This is a genomic window from Saccharopolyspora pogona, assembly GCF_014697215.1.
GTDB classification, from domain to species: domain Bacteria; phylum Actinomycetota; class Actinomycetes; order Mycobacteriales; family Pseudonocardiaceae; genus Saccharopolyspora; species Saccharopolyspora hattusasensis.
This window is the reverse complement of sequence record NZ_CP031142.1, coordinates 6,728,753-6,751,328: the sequence shown is the minus strand read 5'-3', so window position 1 is coordinate 6,751,328 and position 22,576 is coordinate 6,728,753. Positions and strand designations below refer to the sequence as shown.

Below are 22,576 nucleotides of genomic sequence, written 5' to 3'. Positions count from 1 at the left end.
AGTCTTGTCATGGTGACGGGGATCGCGCAGCATCCTACGAGCTCGTGCCCGCTACCAGCGGGCACTTCCGGCCCGGTGCCACACTTTCGCGTCACAGTGCCCCAGCGGGGGCTCTTTTGGAAAGCCGGTTACAGGATTCAGAACAGGACGAATCCTGTGGACATCCTCACACGCTGCAGGTTCGGCGGCCAGGGAGGCCACCGATTTGATCTTGAAAGTCGCTGCTACGCCCACGCCCCGGTGAGCAGATTCCACTCGCGGACGGTGGTCTTGGCGATCACGCCGGCCTCCGTGTAGGGGTCCGCGTCGAGGACCTTCTGGAGCTCGTCGGCGTCGGCCGCCTCGTAGATCAGCTGCGCGCCGAGGTTGTCGGCGAACGGGCCGCCCGCCAGCAGCACGCCGCGGTCGGCTAGGTCGCGGCAGTACTCCCGGTGCGCGGGACGCACCTCCAGGCGGCGCTCCTCGTCCTCGCCATACACCAGATCGACCACGAACTTGGCCATCCCGACACCTCCGTTGCGGATCACCGATCGATATCGACGCTACCTGGTCGTGGTACACCCGCCAGTGGCCAGCCGGTAGGTTGTTCGATCATGGCCGGTGATTCGCACAGCGCCGAACGCAGCGTCGAACGGACCCTCGGGCACCTGCGCGCGTTGGACAACCCGTCCGCGCAGATCCCGGCGCTGCCGCTGACCCTGGAAGACCTGTACCGCCAGCAGCGCATGCGGATGGTGCGCCTGGCAATACTACTGGTCGACGACCCGGCGACGGCCGAGGACGTGGTGCAGGAGGCGTTCACCGGGCTGTACCGCAACTGGTCCGGGCTGCGCGACGCCAAGGCCGCGATCGGCTACCTGCGGACCGCGGTCGTCAACGGCAGCCGCTCGGTGCTGCGGCGCCGCAAGACGGCCCGCGAGTACCAGCCGCCGCACGAGACCGACGCCCGGTCGGCGGAGTCGCTGGCGATGTTGACCGCCGAGCACCAGGCGGTCGTGGCCGCGCTGGGGCAGCTGCCACGCCGGCAGCGCGAAGTGCTGGTGCTGCGCTACTACGGGGACCTCTCGGAGGCGGAGATCGCCGAGGCCACGGGGGTGTCGCGGGGGACCGTGAAGTCGACCGCGAGCCGCGGGCTGGGGGCCCTGCAGAGGCTGATGGGCAACTGATCGAGAGGGAAGTCCGCGAAATCCACGGCAAACAACACACCAATTTGGTGTAGACCAATGGGTGGCTGGTAGCGGAGGATCGTCGGCGTGACCGCACACGCCATCGCCGTAGACGTCGGCGGTACCGAGATGAAGGCAGCCCTGGTGACCGTCGACCGCGATACCGCGCGGCCGTTGCGCCACGCGCGGCGCCCGACCCCGCGCGGCGCGGACGGTGCCGCGACCGCCGATCTCGTCGTCAAGGCCGTCGCCGAGGTGGTGTCCGACCTGCGTTCCGGCGCGGACGTGGTGGACGCCGTCGGGGTGGTGGTGCCCGGCGTGGTCGACGAGGTGCGCGGCGTCGGGGTGTTCTCCGCCAACCTCGGTTGGCGGGACGTGCCGCTGCGCGACCGGCTCGCCGCCCGCATCGGACTGCCGCTGGGCTTCGGCCACGACGTCCGCGCCAGCGGGCTCGCCGAGGTGCGCTTCGGCGCCGCCCGCGGGATGCGCGACGTGGTCATGCTGCCGATCGGCACCGGGATCGCCGCCGCGATAGTGCTGGACGGCCGGCTCTACGCCGGGGGCGGCTTCGCCGGCGAGATCGGGCACATCGACATCGGGCACGGCGAACCATGCGGGTGCGGGAGCAGCGGATGCGTCGAGGCCGTGGCATCGTCGGCAGCGGTGGCCAGGCGCTACCGGGCGCGGACCGGCCGGGACGTCTCGGGGGCAGACGTCGCCGCCGCGGTGCGGGCGGGCGATCCGGACGCGCAGGCGGTGTGGCAGGACGCGATCGATGCGCTGGCTAAGGGCCTGCTGGTGCTCGTGACGGTCGCGGCGCCCGAGTGCATCGTGCTCGGTGGCGGATTCGCGCAGGCCGGGGAGCTGCTCATCGAGCCGCTGCGCGCCCGGTTGGACGGCATGCTGGCGGCGTACCACCGCCGCCCCTATCTCAAACTGGCCGAGCTCGGCGACACCGCGGGCTGCCTCGGCGCAGCTCTGCTGGCGACGGAAGGGTTGAAAACAACGTGAACGATCCCGAACTGATCCTCGCTGGTGGGCAGGTCGTCACCGCCGACGGAGTGCTGGACGGAGGCTGGGTCCGCGTCTCCGGCGGGAAGATCGCCGCGGTCGGCACCGGCCCGGCGCCGGTCGGGCCCGCCGTCGACCTGGCCGGGCGGTGGCTGGTGCCCGGCTTCGTGGACATCCACTGCCACGGCGGTGGCGGCGGCTCGTTCACGGGCATCGAGGTCGACCAGTCGCACGCCGCGATCAACACCCACCGCGCGCACGGCACGACGACGATGCTGGCCAGCCTCGTGTCGGCGCCGCTGCCCGACCTGACCAAGCAGATCAGCGCGCTCAGCGAACTAGTCACCGACGGCCCGCTGGCGGGCATCCACCTGGAGGGGCCGTTCCTGTCCGCGGCGCGCTGCGGCGCGCACGACCCGGCGATCCTCCGGCCGCCGGAGAAGACGGCCGTCCAGCAGCTGCTGGACGCCGGGCGAGGCGCGGTGCGGATGATCACCTTGGCGCCGGAGCTGCCGGAATCGCTGAACGCCATCCGGCAGCTCGTAAACAACGGCGTGATCGCCGCGGTCGGGCACACTGACGCGGTGCTGGACCAGGTGGTTCCCGCGGTGGAGGCGGGCGCGACGGTGGCCACGCACCTGTTCAACGCCATGCGGCCGCTGCACCACCGGGAACCGGGCCCGATCGGGGTCCTGCTCGAGGACGAGCGGGTGACCGTCGAGCTCATCTGCGACCTCGTACACCTGCACCCGGCGGTCGTGAAGCTCGCCGCCTCGCACGCGGGCACCGGGCGGACGGTGCTGGTCACGGACGCGATCAGCGCCACGGAGGCGGGCGACGGCACATACGAGCTGGGCAGTCTGCCGGTCACCGTGATCGACGGCGAACCGCGCCTGGCGGACGGCTCGCTGGCAGGCAGCACGCTGACGATGGACGTGGCGTTCCGGAACCTGGTCGTGTCCTGCGGGCTGACGGTGCCGGCAGCGGTCGCGGCCTCGTCGACGAAACCGGCGCGCCTACTCGGCCTCGGCGACCGCATCGGCGAGATCCGGCCGGGCCTAGCGGCGGACCTGGTCGTCCTGGACGCCGACTTGGAGCTGGACGCGGTCATGAAGGACGGCACCTGGGTGACCAAACCGAACTGACCGAGGAAGACCACTCACGCCCCGGCGCTGACCGCCGGAACGCCGTGGGGTCGGTCGCCCCTCGCTACGCTCGGGGTGTGACCCGACCTGACCCCGCCCACCTCTTGTCGGCGGCGCTTCGCGCCCAGGCCGGGGGCAGCCCGGGCCCGGCTGCGCCGCCTGCCTCGCCCATTCCGCCCGCTCCGCCGAAGCGCCTCCCGGTGGTCGGCGTGCTGCTGTTCGCGCTGGTCCTCGGTCTCCTGGCCGGCGGCATCGTCGGGGCGCTGACGCTGCTCCATCCCGTGTGGTGAAGGCCATATTCACGCGACCGAGTGATCGGCGGTGTTGCCTGGGGAAGTCGGCGGGTTTCTCGCCCGGGGGCTGGGCCGGGGGCAGTCACGGTACCGTTGGCAAGCGTGACGACCGAACTGCCCGCGATTGTCGACGCCGCCGCGAACACTCCCGCGCTCGCTCTGCTGCCGGACTGGCTGGATCCGGAGCACATCATCCAGTCGATGGGGCCGTTCGCCCTGATCGGCGTGTGCCTGATCATCTTCGCCGAATGCGGCCTGCTCATCGGCTTCTTCCTCCCCGGTGACTCGCTGCTGTTCGTGACCGGCCTGTTCGTCGCGACCGGCGCGATCGACACCCCGATCTGGCTGGTTTGCCTGCTGTTGGCTGTGTGCGCGTTCGTGGGCAACGTGACCGGTTATTGGATCGGCCGCAAGGTCGGGCCGTCGATGTTCAGCAAGCCGGACTCGAAGCTGTTCAAGCGGGAGCACGTGGACAAGACCCACGAATTCTTCGAGAAGTACGGGGCGCGCGCGATCATCCTGGCCCGGTTCGTGCCGATCGTGCGGACGTTCATCACCGCGGTCGCGGGCGTCGCACAGATGGACCAGAAGAAGTTCTTCAGCTTCTCCGCGATCGGCGGCATCGCGTGGACCGTCAGTATGACGATGCTCGGCTTCTTCCTGGGCAACATCCCGTGGATCAGGAACAACCTCGAAGCGATGGCGATCCTGATCGTGCTGGTCTCGGTCATCCCGATCATCATCGAGTACCTGAAGGGCCGTCGCGAGAAGGCCCGCAACGCCGCAGGCTGACCAGTCGCCACGTTCGCGCGGATCCGATTCGTCGGGTCCGCGCGAACTGCTTTCCGGGTCAGTTCCGGGAAGATCGCCACCCAACACGGCAGAAAGTGACCCCGATGGAGCTCTCCCAGGTCCGCCTCCTCGTCGCGGACTTCCCAAGCTGCTACCGCTTCTACCGGGCGGTGCTGCGGCTGGAACCGCAGTTCGAGGCCCCGGACGGGCCGTACGCGAAGTTCAGCCCGGACGGCGGCACCGCGGCCATCGCCTTGCAGGACCGCGCGCAGATGGCCGAGGTCCTCGGCGAACTCGGCGAGCCGCCTACGGCATACCGGTCGCTGGTCGTGCTGCACTTGGACGACCTCGACGGCTACTGCGCGGAGATCACCGGGCGCGGCGCCGAACTGCTCAACGGCCCGGCGCCGATGACGGACCGGATGCGCGTCGCGCACCTGAAGGACCCCGCCGGGAACCTGATCGAGCTGCAGGAGTGGCTGGCCATCCGCGGTTGATCACCAGGCTCCGGCGAGGTCCGCGTGCTGCTCGATCCAGGTGTGCATCACGACGCCCGCGGCGACCCCGGCGTTGATCGAGCGGGTGGAACCGAACTGCGCGATGGACACCACCAGGTCCGCGTCCTGCCGCGAGTCGTCCCGCAGGCCCGGGCCTTCCTGACCGAACAGCAGCACGCAGCGGCGCGGCAGCGCAGTCCGCTCGATCGGCACCGCGCCGACGGTGTTGTCCACCGCCACCAGCGCGAGGTCGTGCTCGGTCGCGTAGCCGCGCAGCGACTCCACGTCGGGGTGGTGGTGGATGTGCTGGTACCGGTCGGTGACCATCGCGCCGCGCCGGTTCCAGCGCCGCCGCCCCACGATGTGCACGGCCTTCGCGGCGAACGCGTTCGCGGTGCGCACGACCGTGCCGATGTTGTGATCGTGCTGGAAGTTCTCGATGGCCACGTGGAAGTCGTGCCGCCGCAGGTCCAGGTCGGCGACGATCGCCTCGCGCCGCCAGTACCGGTAGTGGTCCACGACGTTGCGCCGGTCGCCGTGCTCCAGCAGCTCCGGGTCGTAGCGCTCGTCGGTCGGCCACGGCCCCGTCCAGGGACCGACGCCGACCGTGGTGCCCCACTCGGTGGGACCGACTTCCTCGCTCACGCCAACCCGAGGTCGGCCAGGCCGAGCAGCGAGCGGTAGGGCAGCCCGGCGGCTTCGATCGCCTCGCGCGCGCCGGTGTCGCGGTCGACCACGGTGGCCACCCCGACGACCTCGGCGTCTGCCGCGCGCAGCGCCTCGACGGCGGTGAGGACGCTGCCGCCGGTGGTGGAGGTGTCCTCAACCGCGAGCACCCGGCGACCCGTGACGCCCGGGCCTTCGATCAGCCGCTGCATGCCGTGCGCCTTGGTGCTCTTGCGGACCACGAACGAGTCCAGCGCGGGGCCCTCGGCGTGCATCATCGCGGTGGCGACGGGGTCGGCGCCGAGGGTAAGGCCGCCGACGGCGACGTAGTCCCAGTCGTCGGTGAGCTGGCGCAGCAGGCTGCCGATCAGCGGCGCCGCCTGGTGGTGCAGCGTCGCGCGGCGGAGGTCGACGTAGTAGTCGGCTTCCTTCCCGGAGGACAGGGTGACCCGACCGTGCACCACGGCGATTTCCCGGATCAGGCGGGCGAGCTCGGTGCGCTGCTGTTTATCCACTTTGACCACGAGTTTTCAGCATACCGGCCGGGTTGCCGGGGCCGGTGGGCGGCGGCTCAGGTGCGGTCGGGGACGGTGCGGGTGACGATCATGCGCTGGAGCTTATGCGGCACCAACCGGCCGAGGGCGACCAGCGCTTTGTACTGCACGCCCGGCACCGACACGATCTTGTCGCGGCGCAGGTCGGCCAGGGCCTCGTGCACCACCTGGTCGGCCTGCAGCCAGAAAGCCCTGGGCAGCCGCCCCATCTCCAGCCCGGCCCGCTGGTGGAACTCGGTCTGGGTGAAGCCCGGGCACAGTGCCATGATCCGCACCCCGGTTCCGGCCAGCGACACCGACAGGCCCTCGGAGAAGGCGGTCACGTAGGCCTTGGTCGCCCCGTAGGTGGAGCCGGCGACCGGGAAGAACCCGGCGACGCTGGACACGTTGATCACGTCGCCGCGGCCGCGCTCCCGCATCCCGCGCACCGCCGCGTGCGTCAGCGCGAGCACGGCGGCCACGTTGACGTTCAGCTGCCGCTGCAGCTCGGCGCCGGTGGTTTCCCAGAACGAGCCGGCCGTGCCGAATCCGGCGTTGTTGACCAGCAGGTCGACCGGGCGCTCGGCGTCGGCGAGGCGCTCCTCGACCCTGGCGCGCTGCTCCGCGTCGGCGAGGTCGGCCGGGAGCACCTCGACCCGGACCCCGTGCCGGGCCTCCAGGCGATCGGCGAGTCCGGCGAGCCGTTCGGCGTCGCGGGCCACCAAGACCATGTCGTGGCCTTCGGCGGCGAGTCGGCGGGAGAAGGCGCGCCCGATGCCCGCGGTGGCGCCGGTGACGAGTGCGGTAGCCATGGGCCGAACCTACCGGCACCTTCACCCGCCCCGCCCACCCGCCGGCAGGGTTCCGGTAAAAGTCTTTCTGCTCTGAGTAAAGAGCGGGTACGGCTCTTGTTGATCAGGTGCGTGTCTATGTCGAATGATCGTGTGAGAGGGGATCGGCGGGGCAACCCGCCGGTCCTACCCGACCAACCGCCTGCACTCGGTCCGCGACGCCCAAAATGAGTTTGCCGGAGCTCTGGCCGCACCCGGCACGGTCTCGGCAATGCCGGGTCTCGCTGGTGAGCAGTAGTGCGGCGGGTCAGAGTGGGTTCCGGACGTGATGTCGGAAGGCTTGGGCGATGTTGGTGACAGCCAACTTCGGCCCTCGAACACGAAGCAAGATGAAAAGACTCATTGGCGCACCTCGCATAGTACAAAAGGGAAATAAGTGAGGGCGGCCGGGCGCTACGTTGTCTACGATTGCACGTTTTTACTGAAGCGCTAGGTTATCAGGGAAGAATACGGGAGCATTTCGCGTCTGTCTCACATTTCCCTCACTATGCTGCGTTTTGTTGAAATGAACCAGCACAACTCGCCAACGGAGGAAATATGCGAACATCTCGTATTGTAGCTTCGATTGTCCTGGCCGGAGCGGCTCTCATGGCTGCTGGCACGGCCTCTGCTACATCCATCGATCCGGCCCGGACCATTCCGGCGGGCGACCACGGCGTCCCCGCCCGGTCCATCCCCGCGGGCGACCACGGCGTCCCCGCCCGGTCCATCCCCGCAGGCGACCACGGCGTCCCCGCCCGGTCCATCCCCGCAGGCGACCACGGCGTCCCCGCCCGGTCCATCCCCGCAGGCGACCACGGCGTCCCCGCCCGGTCCATCCCCGCAGGCGACCACGGCGTCCCCGCCCGGTCCATCCCCGCAGGCGACCACGGCGTCCCCGCCCGGTCCATCCCCGCAGGCGACCACGGCGTCCCCGCCCGGTCCATCCCCGCAGGCGACCACGGCGTCCCCGCCCGGTCCATCCCCGCAGGCGACCACGGCGTCCCCGCCCGGTCCATCCCCGCAGGCGACCACGGCGTCCCCGCCCGGTCCATCCCCGCAGGCGACCACGGCGTCCCCGCCCGGTCCATCCCCGCAGGCGACCACGGCGTCCCCGCCCGGTCCATCCCCGCAGGCGACCACGGCGTCCCCGCCCGGTCCATCCCCGCAGGCGACCACGGCGTCCCCGCCCGGTCCATCCCCGCAGGCGACCACGGCGTCCCCGCCCGGTCCATCCCCGCAGGCGACCACGGCGTCCCCAGCCGAGGGTGTTCCGGCCAGGATGCCAGCTAGTCAAGGACGACATGTCACCGCACTAAAGACATCCCATGCTGCTAGTCCGGAACTTTCGTGTGGGTGACGTGATCAGGTTCCAGGGTTCCGGCAAAGTCGGTTAACCCCGGGTAACCGACGGGCACGGCTCTTGTTGATCATGTGAGTGTCTAAGTCCCATGATCATGTGAGAGAGCCGAGCCCGTTTGCCCACCCTGCCTGATGCCGTCGATCGAATGACCCCGCTTTCCGGTGGTGATGTGACTCGGGAGATCGCCGCTGGCAAGGCGGCTGATCCTGATCCCCGGGGAATGGCTTGCCGGGGTGCGTGATCGCGGTGTCGGCGGGGTGTGCGGCACTCGCTGGTGTTGATCCTGGGCATCGCGACGGTGGCCGTTGCTGCCGGGTCCCGGTCGTTGTCCGGTCCTGTTGCGGTGTAGATCGGCTTCAGGTCCCTCTTCAACGCGTCCCAGTGTTTCCGTGACACCCACCGGAATGAGTTGCGGATCAAAATGTAAATTGCGGACTGCTGGGGTCAGCGCGAGCGGTCTGCCGACGGCTCCGCCTCGGCGTCGACGAGTTCGGCCGCGTCGTTCGCGCCGTCGGTCTCGTTCGGGTCGGTGCCGAACGGGTCGATCAGGTCGGCGAGGTCGCCGAGGTCGCGCAGCAGGCGCTCCAGGCGCGCCGGGTCGGCGTCGTCGGGGTGCAGGGCCGCGAGCACCCAGTCGTTCTCCAGCCACACCACCGTGACGTCGTGCCCGATTTCCTCGGTCGCGTCCACCAGGTCCGGCGTCACCAGCGGCCGGGCCGCGGCCACCTCGGTGACGAAGGCGTACCGCGAGCCGACCGGGCCGAGCAGGTCCAGCCCGGAGTCCTGCGGCACCGGCACGTCGGGCAGCCACAGCTCGATGGTGGCCGGGCAGCTCCGCCGGCAGCGGATGGCGACCAGCACCGCGGCGACCTTGCCGTTGACGTCGAGGTCGAGGACGTACACCTGGCGGCGCCCGTCTGTGGTGAAGGTCGAGCCGGCCACCACGTCGGTGGCCGTCACCCCGTTGTACTGGGCGAGCACGCCGTGCTCCCACCTGGTCGGCAGGACCTGGTCGGCCTCGGCGAACTGCCAGCCGCGCAATGCGGCCCAGCGGCGCCGCTCCCGGTTGTTCGACGCGCGCTGGGATCGGTCGGCGATCAGCAGCGCGACGCCCGCACCGATGGCGACGACGGCGATGACGAACCAGAGCCACGCAGGTATGCCCACACTGCGCAGGGTAGTCCGATCATCGCCGAACACGAAGATCACCTGGACATCCGGTGCGGAACCGCCCCATCGGCTGAACCTGACCTGGGAAAACGCATCACGGAGAGGTGCGGTCGGGGCGATGAGCTCCGACCGCACCTCCGATCAGGTGGTTCAGACACCGATCGGCTAGCCGATCCAGTCCCGGACCACCACCGGGTCGGCGAAGATGTCGGGCTCGTCGCCGCACACCTGGACGTGCGCGGCGATGCCCCCTGAACAGCAAAAACGCCCCAGCCGGACGCTGAGGCGCAGAAAACCTGCACTAGTGAGATGGCGTTTTGCCTGGTCAAAGCCCGTGGTCATTTTGAGGTGCCATGGCACCCGACCGCACTCACTGGCGTTGACCTGCGAAAACCAGCCCTAGGCCGGCCGGTCAGGAAGAGGCGAAGTTGTCGCAGAGGGTCTGCCACTCGTCCCGCTCCGGGGCGGGCCCGGGCAGCTCCGCGCCTCCCGAGCGCAGGCCTTCGAGCACCAGCCCCAGGTAGCGGGCGCGGAGCTCGGCGCGGCGGGACTCGCTGGTCGGCAGCGCGGGGTTGAGGTGCTTGAACAGCATCAGGATGTCCGTCCAGTCCACGTCCGAGCGCAGCTCGCCCGCCCGCTTGGCGGCGTCGACCAGGTCCTCGATCTCCGTCGCGACGCGCTGCTGCAGCTCCCGGAACTCCCCGGAGTAGGTGTGCTGCTGGTCCATCGGCGGCAGCACGGTACCGATCCCGGCGCCTTCCCGCAGGCAGCGGCGCATGAACCGGACGAGGGCCTGCCACGGATCGGCTTCCTCGGCGCGGGCCGACTCCGCCTCGTCGACGATCCGCCGGAACGCGGTGATGCGGACCTGCTCGATCAGTTCCTGCTTGCTCGGGTAGCGCCGGTACACGCTCGCCACGCCGACCCCCGCGCGCTTGGCGACCTCGGCCATCGGCGCCGCGAAGCTCTGCTCGGCGAACACCTCGCGAGCTGCGGCGATGACCTGGTCGTCGTACCGCGCGGATCTGTTCGGTGTGGCCATGGCCACAGCATACGCCGGACCGGAATGATCCGTTCCGCTGCCGGGTTGACCGGACCGGAATCATCCGTTCCGCTCCGGCCGACTGCGCGAGCAGGCCGCCGCGGCTGTTGGAAGCAGAGGAAAGGCATGACCACCACGGAGCTCGTCCAGCCCCGCAGCGGCACCCGAGCGCTCCTCCGACGCGGCGCCCTGTCCCGGCCAGCCTCGTTCTGGTTCATCGGCGCGCTGTACGCCCTGTTCCTGATGGGCTCCACCGCGCCGTCCCCGATGTACTCGATCTACCAGCAGCGCTGGCACTTCACGACCACGGTTCTCACCGAGGTCTTCGCCGTCTACGCGGTGGTCATCCTGCTCGCGCTGGTGCTGTTCGGTTCCCTGTCCGACCACATAGGCCGAAGGCCGGTGCTGCTGGCCGGGCTCGTGCTGGAGATCGCCTCGATGCTGGTGCTCGCGGTCGCGCCGGGCGTCGGCTGGCTGCTGGCGGGCCGGGCGCTGCAGGGCCTGGCCACCGGGTTGGCGACCAGCGCGATCAGCGGCGCCCTGCTCGACTTCCAGCGCCCGGGCTCGAACCACGGATCGCTGATCAACGGAGTTTCCGCGGGCCTGGGCATGGCGCTCGGTTCGCTGCTGGCGGGTGCCCTGGTGCAGTTCGTGCCCGGGCCGACGCTGACCAGCTACCTGCTGCTCATCCTCGGTTTCGTGCTCGCGATCCCCGGTGTGCTGCTGATGCCCGAACCGGTCGCACGACGCGGCGCGCTGCGCGAGGTGCTGCGCCCGCAGCGGCTGACGGTGCCAGCGGGCCAGGGCGGGACGTTTGCGCTGATGGCGACGACGCTGCTCGCATCCTGGATCGTCGGCGGGATGTTCATGTCCCTCGGACCGTCGGTGGCCAAGGGCCTGGTCAGCGGAAACCCCTACCTGGTGGGCGGTTTGGCGGTCGCGGTGCTGGCCGGGTTCGGCGGGCTGGCGCAGCTGCTGCTGTCCGGGTGGGAGGCCCGGCGCGCGGTTCGGTTCGGCGCGCCACTGATGCTCGTCGGGCTCGCCGGGGTGGCAGCCGCCGCGCTGGAACAGGGCGCCGCGGTGTTCTTCGTCAGCTCGGCGGTGCTCGGCACGGGCTGGGGCCTGGTGTTCATGGGCGGTTTCCGGATGCTGACCGGCCTGGCGGCCCCGGAACACCGAGCGGGGACCGCGGCGCTGATCTACGTCGTGGCATACCTGTCGGCCAGCGTCCCCAGCGTCGCCCTGGGATTCCTCAGCACGGCCTTCGGCCTGACCACGGCAACGCTGGCCTTCACCGCGACGGCGGCCATCTTCGTGACGACGGCGGCCCTCTCCACCTTCGCCCGCCACTGACCGCCACCCCGGCGCGTCCGCCGCGGCCGCGCGTGAAGGGCCCTTGACCGACTTGGTCGGCAAAGGTGCCTTCACTGGCCAGGCCTCCACTGTGGACACGTCGAATGGGTGGGATGCGAGCACGAGGCGGACTTCTACAGCACTCGCGTGGAACCGGCGGCCGGTGCGGAGGACCAATTCCCGCAGCTACGGGCCCTGCTGACCGCCGCCGCGACCACGCTGGAGATCAGAGCTCCCTGAGCGAATGCCGGATGAGGGGCACCCGTGACCCGGTTCGCCGGGCGGGGGCGCCCCTCGCCTTCCCAGGTCAGGCCGGGGTGACCACGAGGGATTCGTTGTCGTCCGTGGTGTCGACCCGGATCTTGTCGCCCTCCCGGATTTCTCCCGCCAGGAGCTTCCGGGCCAGTTGGTCGCCGATCGCCGACTGAACCAGGCGGCGCAGCGGTCGGGCCCCGTAGACCGGGTCGAAACCGTTGAGCGCCAACCAGTCCCGGGCCACCGGTTGCACGTCGAGGGTCAGCCGGCGCTGCGCCAGGCGCTGGGCCAGGCGCTCCACCTGGATGTCGACGATGGACGTCAGCTCGTCCGTGGACAGCGAGTGGAACACCACCACGTCGTCCAGCCGGTTCAGGAACTCCGGCTTGAAGTGCCTGCGCACCACCGAGCGCACCGCCTCCTCGCGCTCCTGCTCGCTGAGGTTCGGGTCCGCGATCGCCTGCGAGCCGAGGTTCGAGGTCAGCACCAGGATCGTGTTGCGGAAGTCCACCGTGCGGCCCTGGCCGTCGGTGAGCCGCCCGTCGTCGAGCACCTGCAGCAGCACGTCGAAGACGTCCGAGTGGGCCTTCTCCACCTCGTCGAACAGCACCACCGAGTACGGGCGCCGCCGCACCGATTCGGTCAGCTGCCCGCCCTGGTCGTAGCCGACATAGCCGGGCGGGGCGCCGACCAGCCGGGCCACCGAGTGCTTCTCGGCGTACTCGCTCATGTCGATGCGGATCATCGCCCGCTCGTCGTCGAACAGGAACCCCGCCAGCGCCTTGGCCAGCTCGGTCTTGCCGACGCCGGTCGGCCCGAGGAACAGGAACGAGCCGGTCGGCCGGTCCGGGTCGGCGACCCCGGCGCGCGTCCGGCGCACGGCGTCGGACACCGCCCGGACCGCCTCGGACTGCCCGACGACGCGCCTCTCCAGCTCGTCCTCCATCCGCAGCAGCTTGGCCGTCTCGCCCTCCAGCAGGCGGCCGGCCGGGATGCCGGTCCACGCGCTGACCACGTCCGCGACGTCGTCCGCGGTGACCTCTTCCTGCAGCATCGCCTTGCGCTCGGATTGCGTCTGCCCGGCCGCTTCGAGTTCCTTCTCCAGCGCCGGGATGCGGCCGTAGCGCAGCTCGGCGGCCTTGCCGAGGTCGCCGTCGCGCTCGGCGCGCTCGGACTCGCCGCGCAGCTGCTCCAGCTGCGTCTTCAGGTCGCGGACCGTTTCGATGGACTCCTTCTCCTGCTGCCACCGCGCGGTCAGCTCGGACAGCTTCTCGCGTCGGTCGGCGAGTTCGGCGCGCAGCGCAGCCAGCCGCTCCCGCGAGGCCGGGTCGTCCTCCTTGGACAGCGCCATCTCCTCGATCTCCAGCCGCCGCACGGCGCGTTCGACCTCGTCGATCTCCACCGGTCGGGAGTCGATCTCCATGCGCAGCCGGGACGCGGCCTCGTCGACCAGGTCGATGGCCTTGTCCGGCAGGAACCGGGCGGTGATGTAGCGGTCGGACAGGGTGGCCGCGGCGACCAGCGCGCCATCGGTGATCCGCACGCCGTGGTGCACCTCGTAGCGCTCCTTGAGGCCGCGCAGGATCGCGACGGTGTCCTCCGGGCTCGGCTCGCCGACCAGCACCTGCTGGAAGCGGCGCTCCAGCGCGGCGTCGGTCTCGATGTGCTCGCGGTACTCGTCGAGCGTGGTCGCGCCGACCATGCGCAGCTCGCCGCGCGCCAGCATCGGCTTGATCATGTTGCCGGCGTCCATCGCGCCCTCGCCGGAGGCACCGGCGCCGACGATGGTGTGCAGCTCGTCGATGAAGGTGATGACCTGGCCGGCCGATTCGGTGATCTCCTTGAGCACCGCCTTGAGCCGCTCCTCGAACTCGCCGCGGTACTTCGCGCCGGCCACCATCGAGCCGAGGTCCAGCGCCACGACGCGCTTGCCGCGCAACGATTCCGGCACGTCACCGGCGACGATGCGCTGGGCCAGGCCCTCCACGATGGCGGTCTTGCCGACGCCGGGCTCACCGATGAGCACCGGGTTGTTCTTGGTGCGGCGGGACAGCACCTGCACGACGCGCCGGATCTCGGCGTCGCGGCCGATCACCGGGTCTAGCTCGCCCTTGCGGGCGCGGTCGGTGAGGTCCTGGCCGTACTTCTCCAGCGCCTTGTAGGTGCCTTCGGGATCCGGGCTGGTCACCCGCGCCGACCCGCGCACCTTGCTGAAGGCCTCGGTCAGCGCTTCCGGCGTCGCGCCGTGCTTTCGCAGCAGGTCGGCGACCCGGCCGCCTTCGGCGGCGAGCCCGACCAGCAGGTGCTCGGTGGAGACGTACTCGTCGCCCATCTCGGTGGCGAGCCGCTGGCTGTGCGTCAGCGCCCTGACCGCGTCACGGGAGAGCTGCGGCGCGGACACCGTGCTGCCGCTGGCCGTCGGCAGCTTGTTGATGAGCTGTTCCAGCTCGCGGCGCACTTCCGTCGGGTCGGCGCCGACGGCGGTCAGCAGCGGCGCGGTCAGCCCGTCGCCCTGGGCGAGCAGCGCGCCGAGCAGGTGTCCGGGGTCGACGTCCGGGTTGCCGGCCACGGTCGCAGCCTGCACCGCGGACGAGATCGCCTGCTGGGTCTTGGTCGTCGGGTTGAACGCGTCCATTCCTCACCTCGTCGCCGGGCGGCTGGTGCGAGTCTGTCATCTCTCGCACCCGTCATCTTATACATCGTCAACGTGAGGAAAGTTGAGCGAGTTCCACTCAAGGCAGGTGAGTTCGGGCACGCGGATTCGGAAGAGGTGTCGGACTGGGCGGAATGCCCTGGGCTCGCCGTCATCATCAGCGGCATCAAGACCATCGGCGCCGTCACCAGCCGCCTAGTCCCGGCGATGACCATCAACGGCCAGCCTGATCGTCATCGACGTGAACTTCGACGCCGTGCCCGCCCGGCGCGTTGATCGGCGTGCCGATCGCCGGCTTCCAGCGCGCTGCCTTCTCCAACGAGGCCGGGCTCGGCTCTGCGCCCATCTCACACTCCGCGGTGCACCAAGCACCCGGCACCGAGGGCCTGGTCGCCCTGCTGGAGCCGTTCATCGACACGGTGATCATCTGCACCACGACGGCGCTGACCATCGTCATCGCCAAGACGCAGTTTTGGATGGACGCGCAGCAGCAGGTGCTGGCCGGCGGCGATACCCCGGACGCCGTCACCGTCCGGAGGTCCGAAAAGGTCTGACGCGCAGGGGCTTCCGCTATTTCGGTCCGCAATTTCAATGAGGTGATCTCAGTAGGGGGTTATGCGAGTCGGCCATGTTCGAATTGGGTGAGTACGAGTGCGGCTTTGACGATGGGGCCGATTTTGCGGGGGCTGGTGGTGAAGTGTCGTAGGGCGCGCCAACGGCCGGTGAGCAGGGCGAATCCGCGTTCGCCGAGGGCGCGCAGGCCGCGCCAACGGCCGGTGAGCAGGGCGAATCCGCGTTCGCCGAGGGCGCGCAGGCCGCGCAGCAGTTTGTTGTAGGTCTGGTTGTCGACGTCGAGTGGGCGGCCTTTGCTGGTTTTGGGGTGTTTGATCGGGGTGAGGACCCCGGCTCCGGCACCCTGGTAGCCGCCGTCGGCCAGGGTGGGCAGGTCGAGCTGGGAGTAAGCCCAGTACAGGGCGCCGAGGACGTGGTTTTCAGCGGCGGTGATGTCGTGGACGGACCCGGGCTCGACGTCGGAGACCCACAGCGGGAACCCGTCCGGGTCCGTCAGTGCTTGGATGTTGCCGGCTTGTTCGCGGGTTTTCCCGGAGTACCACAGGTCGATCTCGGTGTCTTTGGCGCTGGTGGTCTTTTCGCCGAGACGGTCGGAGGAGAAGTTTTTGCCGTCCAGGATCAGATAGGCGTCGCCGTTGTCTTTGGCCCGTTGCAGGGCGTCGTGCAGATCCGGGGCCTGCGCGGCCAGCGCCTCGATGCCCTCGTCGACATACCGGTAGCCGGTCGCGCGGGCGACACCGTGATCGCGGGCCAGTTTGGTGGTGTCGGCAGCGGTCGCGGAACCACCGCAGGACCAGCACAGCCTGCCAGAACGTGGTCAACGCCCGGCGCCCCTTGCGGGTCCCTTTCCGGCGGCGTTCACCGGCCAGCAGCTTGCTGAGGAAGAGCACCAGTTCACGGGGAACATCGAGTTTGGCAGAATACGTGACCACGTGGGGCCTTCCCTGGTCGAAGATCGTTTCTTGGTCGAACTTCTTCTACCAGGGACCCCACGTCCCACTCTCCCCAGGCCAGCCCTACCCGATCACACACCCATTCCGGCAGGCCGCCTTCAGCCACTTCTTACCGAGATCACCTCAATGGAAATTGCGGCAGTTGTCCACAACCCACGGCGTGTCGTGCCCCGACACGCCGTGGGGTTCGCAATTTCAATGGAAATCGAGGGTCCGATTTCCATTGAAATTGCGGGGAAACCTCAGTCCTCGCGGACGGCTTGGATGTCGATCTCCACCTTCAGCGTCGTGCCGATCGCGGCGATACCCGTTTGCAGGGCCTGGTTGAACGTCATCGCGAAGTCCTCGCGGCGCAGCTGCGTCGTCGCCGTCGCCGAGGCCCGGGTGCCGCCCCACGGGTCCGGGCCGACCCCGGCGAACCGGGTGTCCAGCCGCACCGGCCGGGTCAGCCCGCACAGCGTCAGCTCGCCGTCCAGGTCCCAGCAGTCGCTGCCGCGCGGGCGCAGCCCCGTGGACCGGAAGGTGATCTCAGGGTGCCGCTCGACGTCCAGGAAGTCCGCGTTCCGCAGGTGGTCGTCGCGCATCCCGTTGGCCGTGTCGATGCTGGCCGCCACGATCTGGACATCCACTGCGGACGATTCCACCGGGTTTCCGATGCGGACCTCGCCGGCGAACTCGTTGAACCGGCCGTGGATGCTGCTGATCCCCAGGTGCTTGGCGGTGACCTGGATAGACGAGTGCACCGGGTCGATCCGCCACAGCCCGGGCGCCGGCAGGTCGACCCCGCCGACCCGGCGCAGCTCGACCTCGCCGAGGGTGGCCGCCGTCCCGTCGTGCACCAGCGTGGTCCGGGCGACGGGCTCGTGCCCGACCGCCATGACGATGGCGGTGTAGGTGCCGGACTTCAGCCCGGCGGCGACCACCGAGCCCTGCGCGTCGCCCTGCACCCTGGCGACCTGGGTGCCGGTGCCGTCGATGACGGTCAGCACCGCTTCCGGCACCGGCCAGCCGTCGCCGCCGCGCACCGTCGCGGTGACCGCCCCCGAACCGGCGGCGACGCCGGGCGCTTCGGCCTGCTGTTGGCCGAGATCCATCTAGAACATCCCCTCCGTGGCTTGCGGATCACCTGCCGCTCGTGAGCGGGAGTTCCGGTAAGAACCGGAATCTTCACTCACGAGCAGGCGCAGTCCGATCCGCGGGCTCTCGTTCAGGTCGTGAGCGGGAGTTCCGGTAAGAACCGGAACGACCACTCACGACCGCTGGTCAGTCGGCCTGCGGGTAGCCGAGCTCGACGTCGTGCGTGCTCAGCTCACCCGAGAGCCGCAGCGAGGTGGCGACCGGCGGGTATCCGGTCGCGATCACCGTGTACTCGCCGTCCGGCAGGTCGGTGAAACTGTAGTTGCCGTCGATGTCGGTGGTCGCCGCGCCGACGACCGCGCCGCCGGTGTCCAGCAGCGTCACCCGCGCATCCGGCACCGCGACCCCGAGATTGGCCGACCGGACCACGCCGCTGAGCTGCGTGCCGGACTGCAACGCGACGTCCAGCGTGGACTGGTCGCCGTCGGCCACCGTGACCGAGTTCGCCACCGGCCGGCAGCCGGGCGCGGTGACGGTCAGCGCGTAGGCCCCACCGACCAGGTTGGCGAACAGGTAGAAACCGTCCGGTCCGGTGCCGGCGCTGGCCACGACCTCGCCGCGGACGTCCGTGAGCACCACCATCGCCCCAGCAACGCCCTGCCCGCCGACGTGCACCAGCCCGGTGAGCCGCCCGGCGCCGAGCAGCTGAACGTCGTGGCGCACCGGGCGGTCGCCGACCACGACCATCGACGCGGTCGGCTGGTAGCCGCCGCCGGAGGCGATCAGCACGTAGGTGCCGCCGTGGTCGACCACGAGCTGGAACTGCCCGTCGTGGGCGGTCCGGGCGCGCTCGACCTGCCGGCCGTTGGCGTCGGTCAGGGTGAGCACCACCCCGGAGACCGGGGTGCCGACGGAGTCCTGGACGGTGCCGTGCACGAACAGCCCGCCACCGTCGCCCGGGGCTGTCAGGTCGCCGGCCAGGTGCTTGCCGTTGGTCGCGTAACGACGCGCCGTAACAGGCTCTGACCAGGCATCCGAGCGACCATCCACAGAGTTGTCCACAGGTTCGGCGGCCAGTCGCGCCGAGTGCGCCCCCACGCCCCCAACCTGGGCAGAGCCGTTCGCAGCGGGACGCGCCACGGCCGAGTTGTCCACAGGCCGGGCGAGGTTGTCCACAGCGTCGTCGTGCGCGGCCACGGCAGCCGCCTCCCTTTCCTCGTGACTGTCGATCGTGGTGCGCAGCGGCGTCTCGCTGATGAAGATCACCGCGAGGAAGGTGACCACCGCGATGCAGGCGGCGACGAAGAAGATGTCGCCGATCGCGTCGCCGTAGGCCGCCCGCACGATGGTCTGCACCGGTTCCGGCAGGTGGTTGACGTCCAGCGAACCACCGCCGCCCGAGCCTGCTGCCTGCGCCGCGCCGGGGATCTTCGACAGGCCGCGCATGATGTAGTCCGAGACCTGGGTGGCCAGCACCGCGCCAAGGACCGAGACGCCGGCCGAACCGCCGAGGGTCCGGAAGAACGTCACGACCGAGGTCACCGACCCCATGTCCTTGCCGCTGGTGGAGTTCTGCACCGCCAGCACCAGGTTCTGCATCAGCAGGCCGACGCCGACGCCCATCAGGAACAGATAGACCCCGACGAGCACCAGGTCCGTCTCGTGGTCGATGCTGCTCAGCAGCCACATCGACGCGGTCATCACGATCGAGCCGATCACCAGGAACGGTTTGATCTTGCCGGTGACCCGGGAGATGATCTGGCCGGACACGGTCGAGGAGATGAACAGGCCGCCGACCATCGGTAGCGTCATCAGCCCCGCGGTCGTCGGGGTGAAGCTCCGCGCGATCTGGAAGTACTGGCCCAGGAACACCGCGCCGCCGAACATCGCGGTGCCGACCGCGACGGTGCCGATGGTGGCCAGCGCGACCGTCGGGTTGCGGAACATCCGCAGCGGCACGATCGGCTCGCTGACCTTGGTCTCGATGATCACCGCGATGATCAGCGCGAGCAGGCCGCCACCGACGTAGGACGCGGTCTCCACCGACCACCATTCGAACTGCTTGCCGGCCAGCGAGACCCACACCAGCAGCAGGCTCACGCCGCCGACCAGGAACAGCGCGCCGAACCAGTCGATCTTGACCGGGCGCTTGATCACCGGCAGCTTCAGCGTCCGGCCCAGCACGATGAAGGCGATCACCGCGATCGGCACGGTCACCCAGAAGCACCAGCGCCAACCCAACCACGAGGTGTCCACGATCAGGCCGCCGACCAGCGGGCCGCTGACCGTGGCGACCGCGAAGGTGGCGCCGATGTAGCCGCTGTAGCGACCGCGGTCGCGCGGCGAGACCATCGCCGCGATCACGACCTGGATCAGCGCCTGCAGGCCGCCCATGCCGATGCCCTGCAGGGCGCGGAAGCCGATGAGCGTCTCCATCGACTGCGCGAACCCGCCGAGCACCGAGCCGATCGTGAAGATCGTGATGGCCAGCTGGTAGAGCAGCTTCTTGCTGAACAGGTCGGAGAGCTTGCCCCAGATCGGGGTGGATGCGGTCGAGGTGAGCAGCATCGCCGTGACCACCCAGGCGTACTGGCTCTGGGTGCCGCCCAGGTCGGCGATGATCCGGGGCAGCGCGTTCGAGACGATCGTCGAGCTGAGGATGGCGACCAACAGCGCCAGCATCAGACCCGACATCGCCTCCAGGATCTGCCGATGCGTCATCGACGATCCCGCGGCGGGCTCGTCGCGCCCGTCCCGGCGGGCCGGCGCTGTCGCGTCCGGCGCCGTCTCCGTCGAGGTGGTCATCGAGTTCCTTCCTTGGTCACGGAGCCGGCGGCGCAGACTCCGTCGTTGATCGTGTAGCGACGGATGTCGTCCATCGCTTCCCCCAGCAGTCGGGCGAGTTCGCGGACCTTGTCGTCGTCCCAGTGGGCCAGCGCCTCGCCGATCCACTCCGCCTTCCGGCGTTCCAGCTCGGCCACGGCGCGCTCGCCGTCGGGCGTGGCGCGCAGCAGCGCTACGCGCCGGTCCGCCGGGTCGGGCCGGCGGGTGATGAGGCCGGCGTGTTCGAGCTGGCCGACCTGGCGGCTCACCACGGATGCGTCGACGATCCGGTGGTGGGCAAGGTCCGAGGCCCGGCATTCGCCGCGGAAGACGAGTTCGGTGAGCAACCCTGCGGCGGCGTACGGCACGTGCTCTGCCGTGAACTGACCCCGCTGCATTGCCACCTGTTTGAGCCCGAGCATCGCTCGAAGCGGTCGGAGCAGCTCGGCACAGGTCTCGTGTGTCGGTCCCATGAGCCCAATCCTTTAGTTGCCGCACGCAACTATAAGCCCATTTAGTTGCGCGACACAACTTGTCGGACTGTGACCCCACCCACCGGAAGGATCAAGAACCGGGTCAAGGGCACCCGGCCGGGAAATGCGAGAGGGGCACCCGTGCCCCGGTTACCGGGTCACGGGTGCCCCGCACCTCGTGAAACGTGCTCACATCATGGCGTTGAGCTTGCCCAGGAGTCGGGCCAGGTCCTTGAGATCCTGGGTGGACCAGCTGGCGAATTGGCCGTGCAGGTGCTTGCGGCGCTCGGCGCGCACCTGCGCCAGCCGCTCGCGCCCGAGGTCGGAGAGCTGGATGCGGCGGGCCCGGCCGTCGTCGGGATCCGGCACCCGCTCCAGCAGGTCCAGGTCCACCAGGGTCGCGATCTGCCTGCTCACCGTGGACTTGTCCAGCCCGGTGCGGTCCGCGACGTCCATGCCGCGCAGCGGCCCCGCGTCGTCGACCATCAGCAGCAGGCTGTACGAGGCGGGATCGAGGTCCGGGTGCACGTGCGCGGCCACGGCGGTCGACAGGTTCCGGGCACGGCGGAACATCAGCACCAACTCGCGCTCGACGGACTCAGCCGCTGAACGCCGGTCGACGCCTTCCTCGCGCACCCCGCCGGTCGAACTCCGCGCCTCGTCCTCGATCACAGCTCTCCAACCCGCACCGCCGACCACCCCGGCGGCACCAATCGCCGACCCGCAAGCCAACGCTAGTCCGTTTCGCCCCACTCTAAGCGCCTGTCCCGAACTCAATTTGCGTGGCGGTGCGGGTAGCGGAACCTCAGACGCCGCCTGGACTGCGGGATCCCCAACTTGCGTATGACCAAATACGCGGCATCGGCGCTGTCCTCGCCAGACCACACCTGAGAGCCCCCAGCGGTGCCGGTTGCGATCGTGGGCTCAGCAGTCGTGGCTGCCCACCGGTTCGGGCCGGTGCCACGGCCGGGGCATGCCCTTGGACTCGAAGTAGTCGCCGCCTTTGCGCTTGACGTCGTCGGTGCCCCAACTGCGCTGGCGCAGCACTGGCATCATCCGCGGGATGTGCTTGCGGCAGTGGATGTAGGCCTCCTCGACCTGCACCACGACCCAGCGCTCGGGCGTGCGGCCGTGGTCGAACTCGGCGGGCAGCGCGGGGTGGATGGCGCGCAGGCCGGCGTCCTCGACGATGCGGGCCTTGCCGTTGACGTGCAGGCCGATCAGATCGGTCACGAAGTCCACCAGCAGGATCCCGATGTGCGGGTTCTCACTGATGTTGCCCAAGCTGGCCAGCACGCCGTTGCCGCGGTACTCCGGGTAGCAGAGGTGCCGGTCATCGAGGACCTGCATGAAGCCGGCCGGGCCCGCGCGCAGGCTGGAGTCGCACTCACCGTGCCGGTCGGAGGTGGCCACGAACGCCAGCTCCATTCGCCCGATGAACTCCTTCATCAGCGGGTTCAGGTGATCCAGCACCTGGTCGTCGTAGAACTTCCGGGCGCGCTTCTCGGTACCGTAGGCGCGCTGCAGCAGGTGTTCACCAGCCGAACCGGGCAGCGGGACCGGACCGTTCTCGACGAACGGGTGGCGCGGTGGCGCGTCGGACTTCTGGCCGCGCTGCTGGATCGGGGTCGTGACCTGCCAGGGCTCGTTCGGGGTGGGCGGTTCTGAGAGCTCCAGCTCCAGCAGTGCCGCGTTGGCGGTACCGGTCGGGGGTAGGTGGTCGGGGATCACGCGCGTCACCGTGTCACGTCCACCTCTCTGCTAACAACGGTGAATACTAGGTTCCCCCGGACAGTTCCATGCATTATCTACGTGAAGTAGTTATGAAGCACTCAAAAGTGGCATCAAGGCAGACGCGTCACGAGGCACGAGTTAGGGTCCACCTTGTGTCGGGGGACGCTTGCAAGT

Annotated in this window: 22 protein-coding genes and 2 pseudogenes; 10 read left to right on the top strand and 14 right to left on the bottom strand. The window is 69.6% G+C overall.

The features are described from left to right. Positions 1–224: 224 nt before the first annotated feature. Positions 225–503 carry a YciI family protein gene (locus DL519_RS31475; RefSeq protein WP_190820185.1) on the bottom strand — a complete coding sequence of 93 codons (279 nt, stop codon included), beginning with the start codon at positions 501–503 and terminating at the stop codon, positions 225–227. 90 nt (positions 504–593) lie between these two features. On the opposite strand from DL519_RS31475, the gene DL519_RS31470 reads away from it, so the two are divergent. The 6 genes from DL519_RS31470 to DL519_RS31445 all read left to right on the top strand — a co-directional run bounded on the left by DL519_RS31470 (position 594) and on the right by DL519_RS31445 (position 4,904). Continuing rightward, positions 594–1,166, top strand: a complete 573-nt coding sequence (locus tag DL519_RS31470; RefSeq protein ID WP_190820183.1) for a SigE family RNA polymerase sigma factor — start codon at positions 594–596, stop codon at positions 1,164–1,166. An 87-nt stretch (positions 1,167–1,253) separates the two neighbouring features. Continuing rightward, on the top strand, positions 1,254–2,177 hold the full coding sequence (locus DL519_RS31465) for an ROK family protein (RefSeq protein WP_190820181.1): 924 nt from the start codon (positions 1,254–1,256) through the stop codon (positions 2,175–2,177). After that, positions 2,174–3,322: an N-acetylglucosamine-6-phosphate deacetylase gene (gene nagA, locus DL519_RS31460; RefSeq protein WP_190820179.1), complete on the top strand. Its 1,149-nt coding sequence runs from the start codon at positions 2,174–2,176 to the stop codon at positions 3,320–3,322. Before DL519_RS31465 ends, nagA begins: the two co-directional genes overlap by 4 nt. Positions 3,323–3,399: 77 nt before the next feature. After that, a complete protein-coding gene (locus DL519_RS31455) occupies positions 3,400–3,612 on the top strand; it encodes a hypothetical protein (protein WP_190820177.1) in 213 nt (70 codons plus the stop codon). A gap of 105 nt (positions 3,613–3,717) precedes the next feature. After that, positions 3,718–4,407, top strand: coding sequence for a DedA family protein (locus tag DL519_RS31450; protein ID WP_223839793.1), 690 nt, complete (start codon positions 3,718–3,720; stop codon positions 4,405–4,407). Between the two features lie 104 nt (positions 4,408–4,511). Next, positions 4,512–4,904 (top strand): VOC family protein, encoded by a 393-nt coding sequence (locus tag DL519_RS31445; protein WP_190820175.1) that lies wholly within the window; start codon positions 4,512–4,514, stop codon positions 4,902–4,904. On the opposite strand, the gene DL519_RS31440 is transcribed toward DL519_RS31445, so the two are convergent. Genes DL519_RS31440 through DL519_RS31430 form a run of 3 tightly spaced genes read right to left on the bottom strand, consistent with a single transcriptional unit; the run spans position 4,905 to position 6,915 of the window. Next, positions 4,905–5,549 (bottom strand): TrmH family RNA methyltransferase, encoded by a 645-nt coding sequence (locus DL519_RS31440; RefSeq protein WP_190820173.1) that lies wholly within the window; start codon positions 5,547–5,549, stop codon positions 4,905–4,907. It lies immediately after the preceding gene. Continuing rightward, the gene (pyrE, locus tag DL519_RS31435) at positions 5,546–6,094 is read right to left on the bottom strand and encodes an orotate phosphoribosyltransferase (RefSeq protein ID WP_190820172.1); all 549 of its coding nucleotides are present in this window, start codon (positions 6,092–6,094) and stop codon (positions 5,546–5,548) included. The genes DL519_RS31440 and pyrE overlap by 4 nt, the downstream gene beginning before the upstream one ends. 47 nt (positions 6,095–6,141) lie before the next feature. Beyond that, on the bottom strand, positions 6,142–6,915 hold the full coding sequence (locus DL519_RS31430) for an SDR family NAD(P)-dependent oxidoreductase (RefSeq protein WP_190820170.1): 774 nt from the start codon (positions 6,913–6,915) through the stop codon (positions 6,142–6,144). Positions 6,916–7,542: 627 nt separating this feature from the next. Between DL519_RS31430 and DL519_RS31425 the strand changes: the two genes are divergently transcribed. Next, entirely contained in the window at positions 7,543–8,226 is a 684-nt protein-coding gene (locus DL519_RS31425) for a collagen-like domain-containing protein (protein ID WP_190820168.1), read from the top strand. A 514-nt stretch (positions 8,227–8,740) separates the two neighbouring features. Here DL519_RS31425 and DL519_RS31420 read toward each other — a convergent pair. From DL519_RS31420 to DL519_RS31410, 3 genes are all read right to left on the bottom strand, one after another. Next, the gene (locus DL519_RS31420) at positions 8,741–9,505 is read right to left on the bottom strand and encodes a type III secretion system chaperone family protein (protein WP_223839792.1); all 765 of its coding nucleotides are present in this window, start codon (positions 9,503–9,505) and stop codon (positions 8,741–8,743) included. Positions 9,506–9,631: 126 nt separating this feature from the next. Next, the gene (locus DL519_RS31415; protein WP_190820165.1) at positions 9,632–9,808 is read right to left on the bottom strand and encodes a hypothetical protein; all 177 of its coding nucleotides are present in this window, start codon (positions 9,806–9,808) and stop codon (positions 9,632–9,634) included. 70 nt (positions 9,809–9,878) lie between these two features. Further along, a complete protein-coding gene (locus DL519_RS31410; protein WP_168585795.1) occupies positions 9,879–10,508 on the bottom strand; it encodes a TetR/AcrR family transcriptional regulator in 630 nt (209 codons plus the stop codon). A gap of 126 nt (positions 10,509–10,634) precedes the next feature. On the opposite strand from DL519_RS31410, the gene DL519_RS31405 reads away from it, so the two are divergent. Together DL519_RS31405 and DL519_RS49080 are read left to right on the top strand one after the other, a co-directional pair. Continuing rightward, entirely contained in the window at positions 10,635–11,861 is a 1,227-nt protein-coding gene (locus DL519_RS31405; RefSeq protein ID WP_190820163.1) for an MFS transporter, read from the top strand. A 108-nt stretch (positions 11,862–11,969) separates the two neighbouring features. Beyond that, the gene (locus DL519_RS49080) at positions 11,970–12,101 is read left to right on the top strand and encodes a hypothetical protein (protein ID WP_263399740.1); all 132 of its coding nucleotides are present in this window, start codon (positions 11,970–11,972) and stop codon (positions 12,099–12,101) included. A 67-nt stretch (positions 12,102–12,168) separates the two neighbouring features. On the opposite strand, the gene clpB is transcribed toward DL519_RS49080, so the two are convergent. Next, positions 12,169–14,751, bottom strand: coding sequence for an ATP-dependent chaperone ClpB (clpB, locus tag DL519_RS31400; protein WP_190820162.1), 2,583 nt, complete (start codon positions 14,749–14,751; stop codon positions 12,169–12,171). Positions 14,752–14,919: 168 nt separating this feature from the next. On the opposite strand from clpB, the pseudogene DL519_RS31395 reads away from it, so the two are divergent. After that, a pseudogene (locus tag DL519_RS31395) lies at positions 14,920–15,302 on the top strand (alanine:cation symporter family protein); the annotation flags it as partial. An 80-nt stretch (positions 15,303–15,382) separates the two neighbouring features. On the opposite strand, the pseudogene DL519_RS31390 reads toward DL519_RS31395, so the two are convergent. From DL519_RS31390 to DL519_RS31365, 6 genes and pseudogenes are all read right to left on the bottom strand, one after another. Further along, positions 15,383–16,274 (bottom strand): annotated as a pseudogene (locus DL519_RS31390) (transposase family protein). Between the two features lie 263 nt (positions 16,275–16,537). Next, positions 16,538–17,389 carry a YceI family protein gene (locus DL519_RS31385; protein WP_190820160.1) on the bottom strand — a complete coding sequence of 284 codons (852 nt, stop codon included), beginning with the start codon at positions 17,387–17,389 and terminating at the stop codon, positions 16,538–16,540. A gap of 169 nt (positions 17,390–17,558) precedes the next feature. Next, positions 17,559–20,093 (bottom strand): MFS transporter, encoded by a 2,535-nt coding sequence (locus DL519_RS31380; RefSeq protein ID WP_449619149.1) that lies wholly within the window; start codon positions 20,091–20,093, stop codon positions 17,559–17,561. An 80-nt stretch (positions 20,094–20,173) separates the two neighbouring features. Continuing rightward, positions 20,174–20,668: a MarR family winged helix-turn-helix transcriptional regulator gene (locus tag DL519_RS31375; RefSeq protein WP_190820156.1), complete on the bottom strand. Its 495-nt coding sequence runs from the start codon at positions 20,666–20,668 to the stop codon at positions 20,174–20,176. A 189-nt stretch (positions 20,669–20,857) separates the two neighbouring features. Further along, positions 20,858–21,340: a MarR family winged helix-turn-helix transcriptional regulator gene (locus DL519_RS31370; RefSeq protein ID WP_190820154.1), complete on the bottom strand. Its 483-nt coding sequence runs from the start codon at positions 21,338–21,340 to the stop codon at positions 20,858–20,860. Positions 21,341–21,592: 252 nt separating this feature from the next. After that, the gene (locus DL519_RS31365; RefSeq protein ID WP_397545081.1) at positions 21,593–22,222 is read right to left on the bottom strand and encodes a pyridoxamine 5'-phosphate oxidase family protein; all 630 of its coding nucleotides are present in this window, start codon (positions 22,220–22,222) and stop codon (positions 21,593–21,595) included. Positions 22,223–22,576 lie beyond the last annotated feature (354 nt).

Bases quoted from the DNA above. Each gene is read 5' to 3' on its own strand.
- DL519_RS31475 (WP_190820185.1), bottom strand. From the start codon at position 503: ATGGCCAAGTTCGTGGTCGATCTGGTGTATGGCGAGGACGAGGAGCGC.
- DL519_RS31470 (WP_190820183.1), top strand. From the start codon at position 594: ATGGCCGGTGATTCGCACAGCGCCGAACGCAGCGTCGAACGGACCCTC.
- DL519_RS31445 (WP_190820175.1), top strand. From the start codon at position 4,512: ATGGAGCTCTCCCAGGTCCGCCTCCTCGTCGCGGACTTCCCAAGCTGC.
- DL519_RS31430 (WP_190820170.1), bottom strand. From the start codon at position 6,915: ATGGCTACCGCACTCGTCACCGGCGCCACCGCGGGCATCGGGCGCGCC.
- DL519_RS31425 (WP_190820168.1), top strand. From the start codon at position 7,543: ATGGCTGCTGGCACGGCCTCTGCTACATCCATCGATCCGGCCCGGACC.
- DL519_RS31415 (WP_190820165.1), bottom strand. From the start codon at position 9,808: ATGACCACGGGCTTTGACCAGGCAAAACGCCATCTCACTAGTGCAGGT.
- DL519_RS31410 (WP_168585795.1), bottom strand. From the start codon at position 10,508: ATGGCCACACCGAACAGATCCGCGCGGTACGACGACCAGGTCATCGCC.
- DL519_RS31405 (WP_190820163.1), top strand. From the start codon at position 10,635: ATGACCACCACGGAGCTCGTCCAGCCCCGCAGCGGCACCCGAGCGCTC.
- clpB (WP_190820162.1), bottom strand. From the start codon at position 14,751: ATGGACGCGTTCAACCCGACGACCAAGACCCAGCAGGCGATCTCGTCC.
- DL519_RS31385 (WP_190820160.1), bottom strand. From the start codon at position 17,389: ATGGATCTCGGCCAACAGCAGGCCGAAGCGCCCGGCGTCGCCGCCGGT.
- DL519_RS31380 (WP_449619149.1), bottom strand. From the start codon at position 20,093: ATGACGCATCGGCAGATCCTGGAGGCGATGTCGGGTCTGATGCTGGCG.
- DL519_RS31375 (WP_190820156.1), bottom strand. From the start codon at position 20,668: ATGGGACCGACACACGAGACCTGTGCCGAGCTGCTCCGACCGCTTCGA.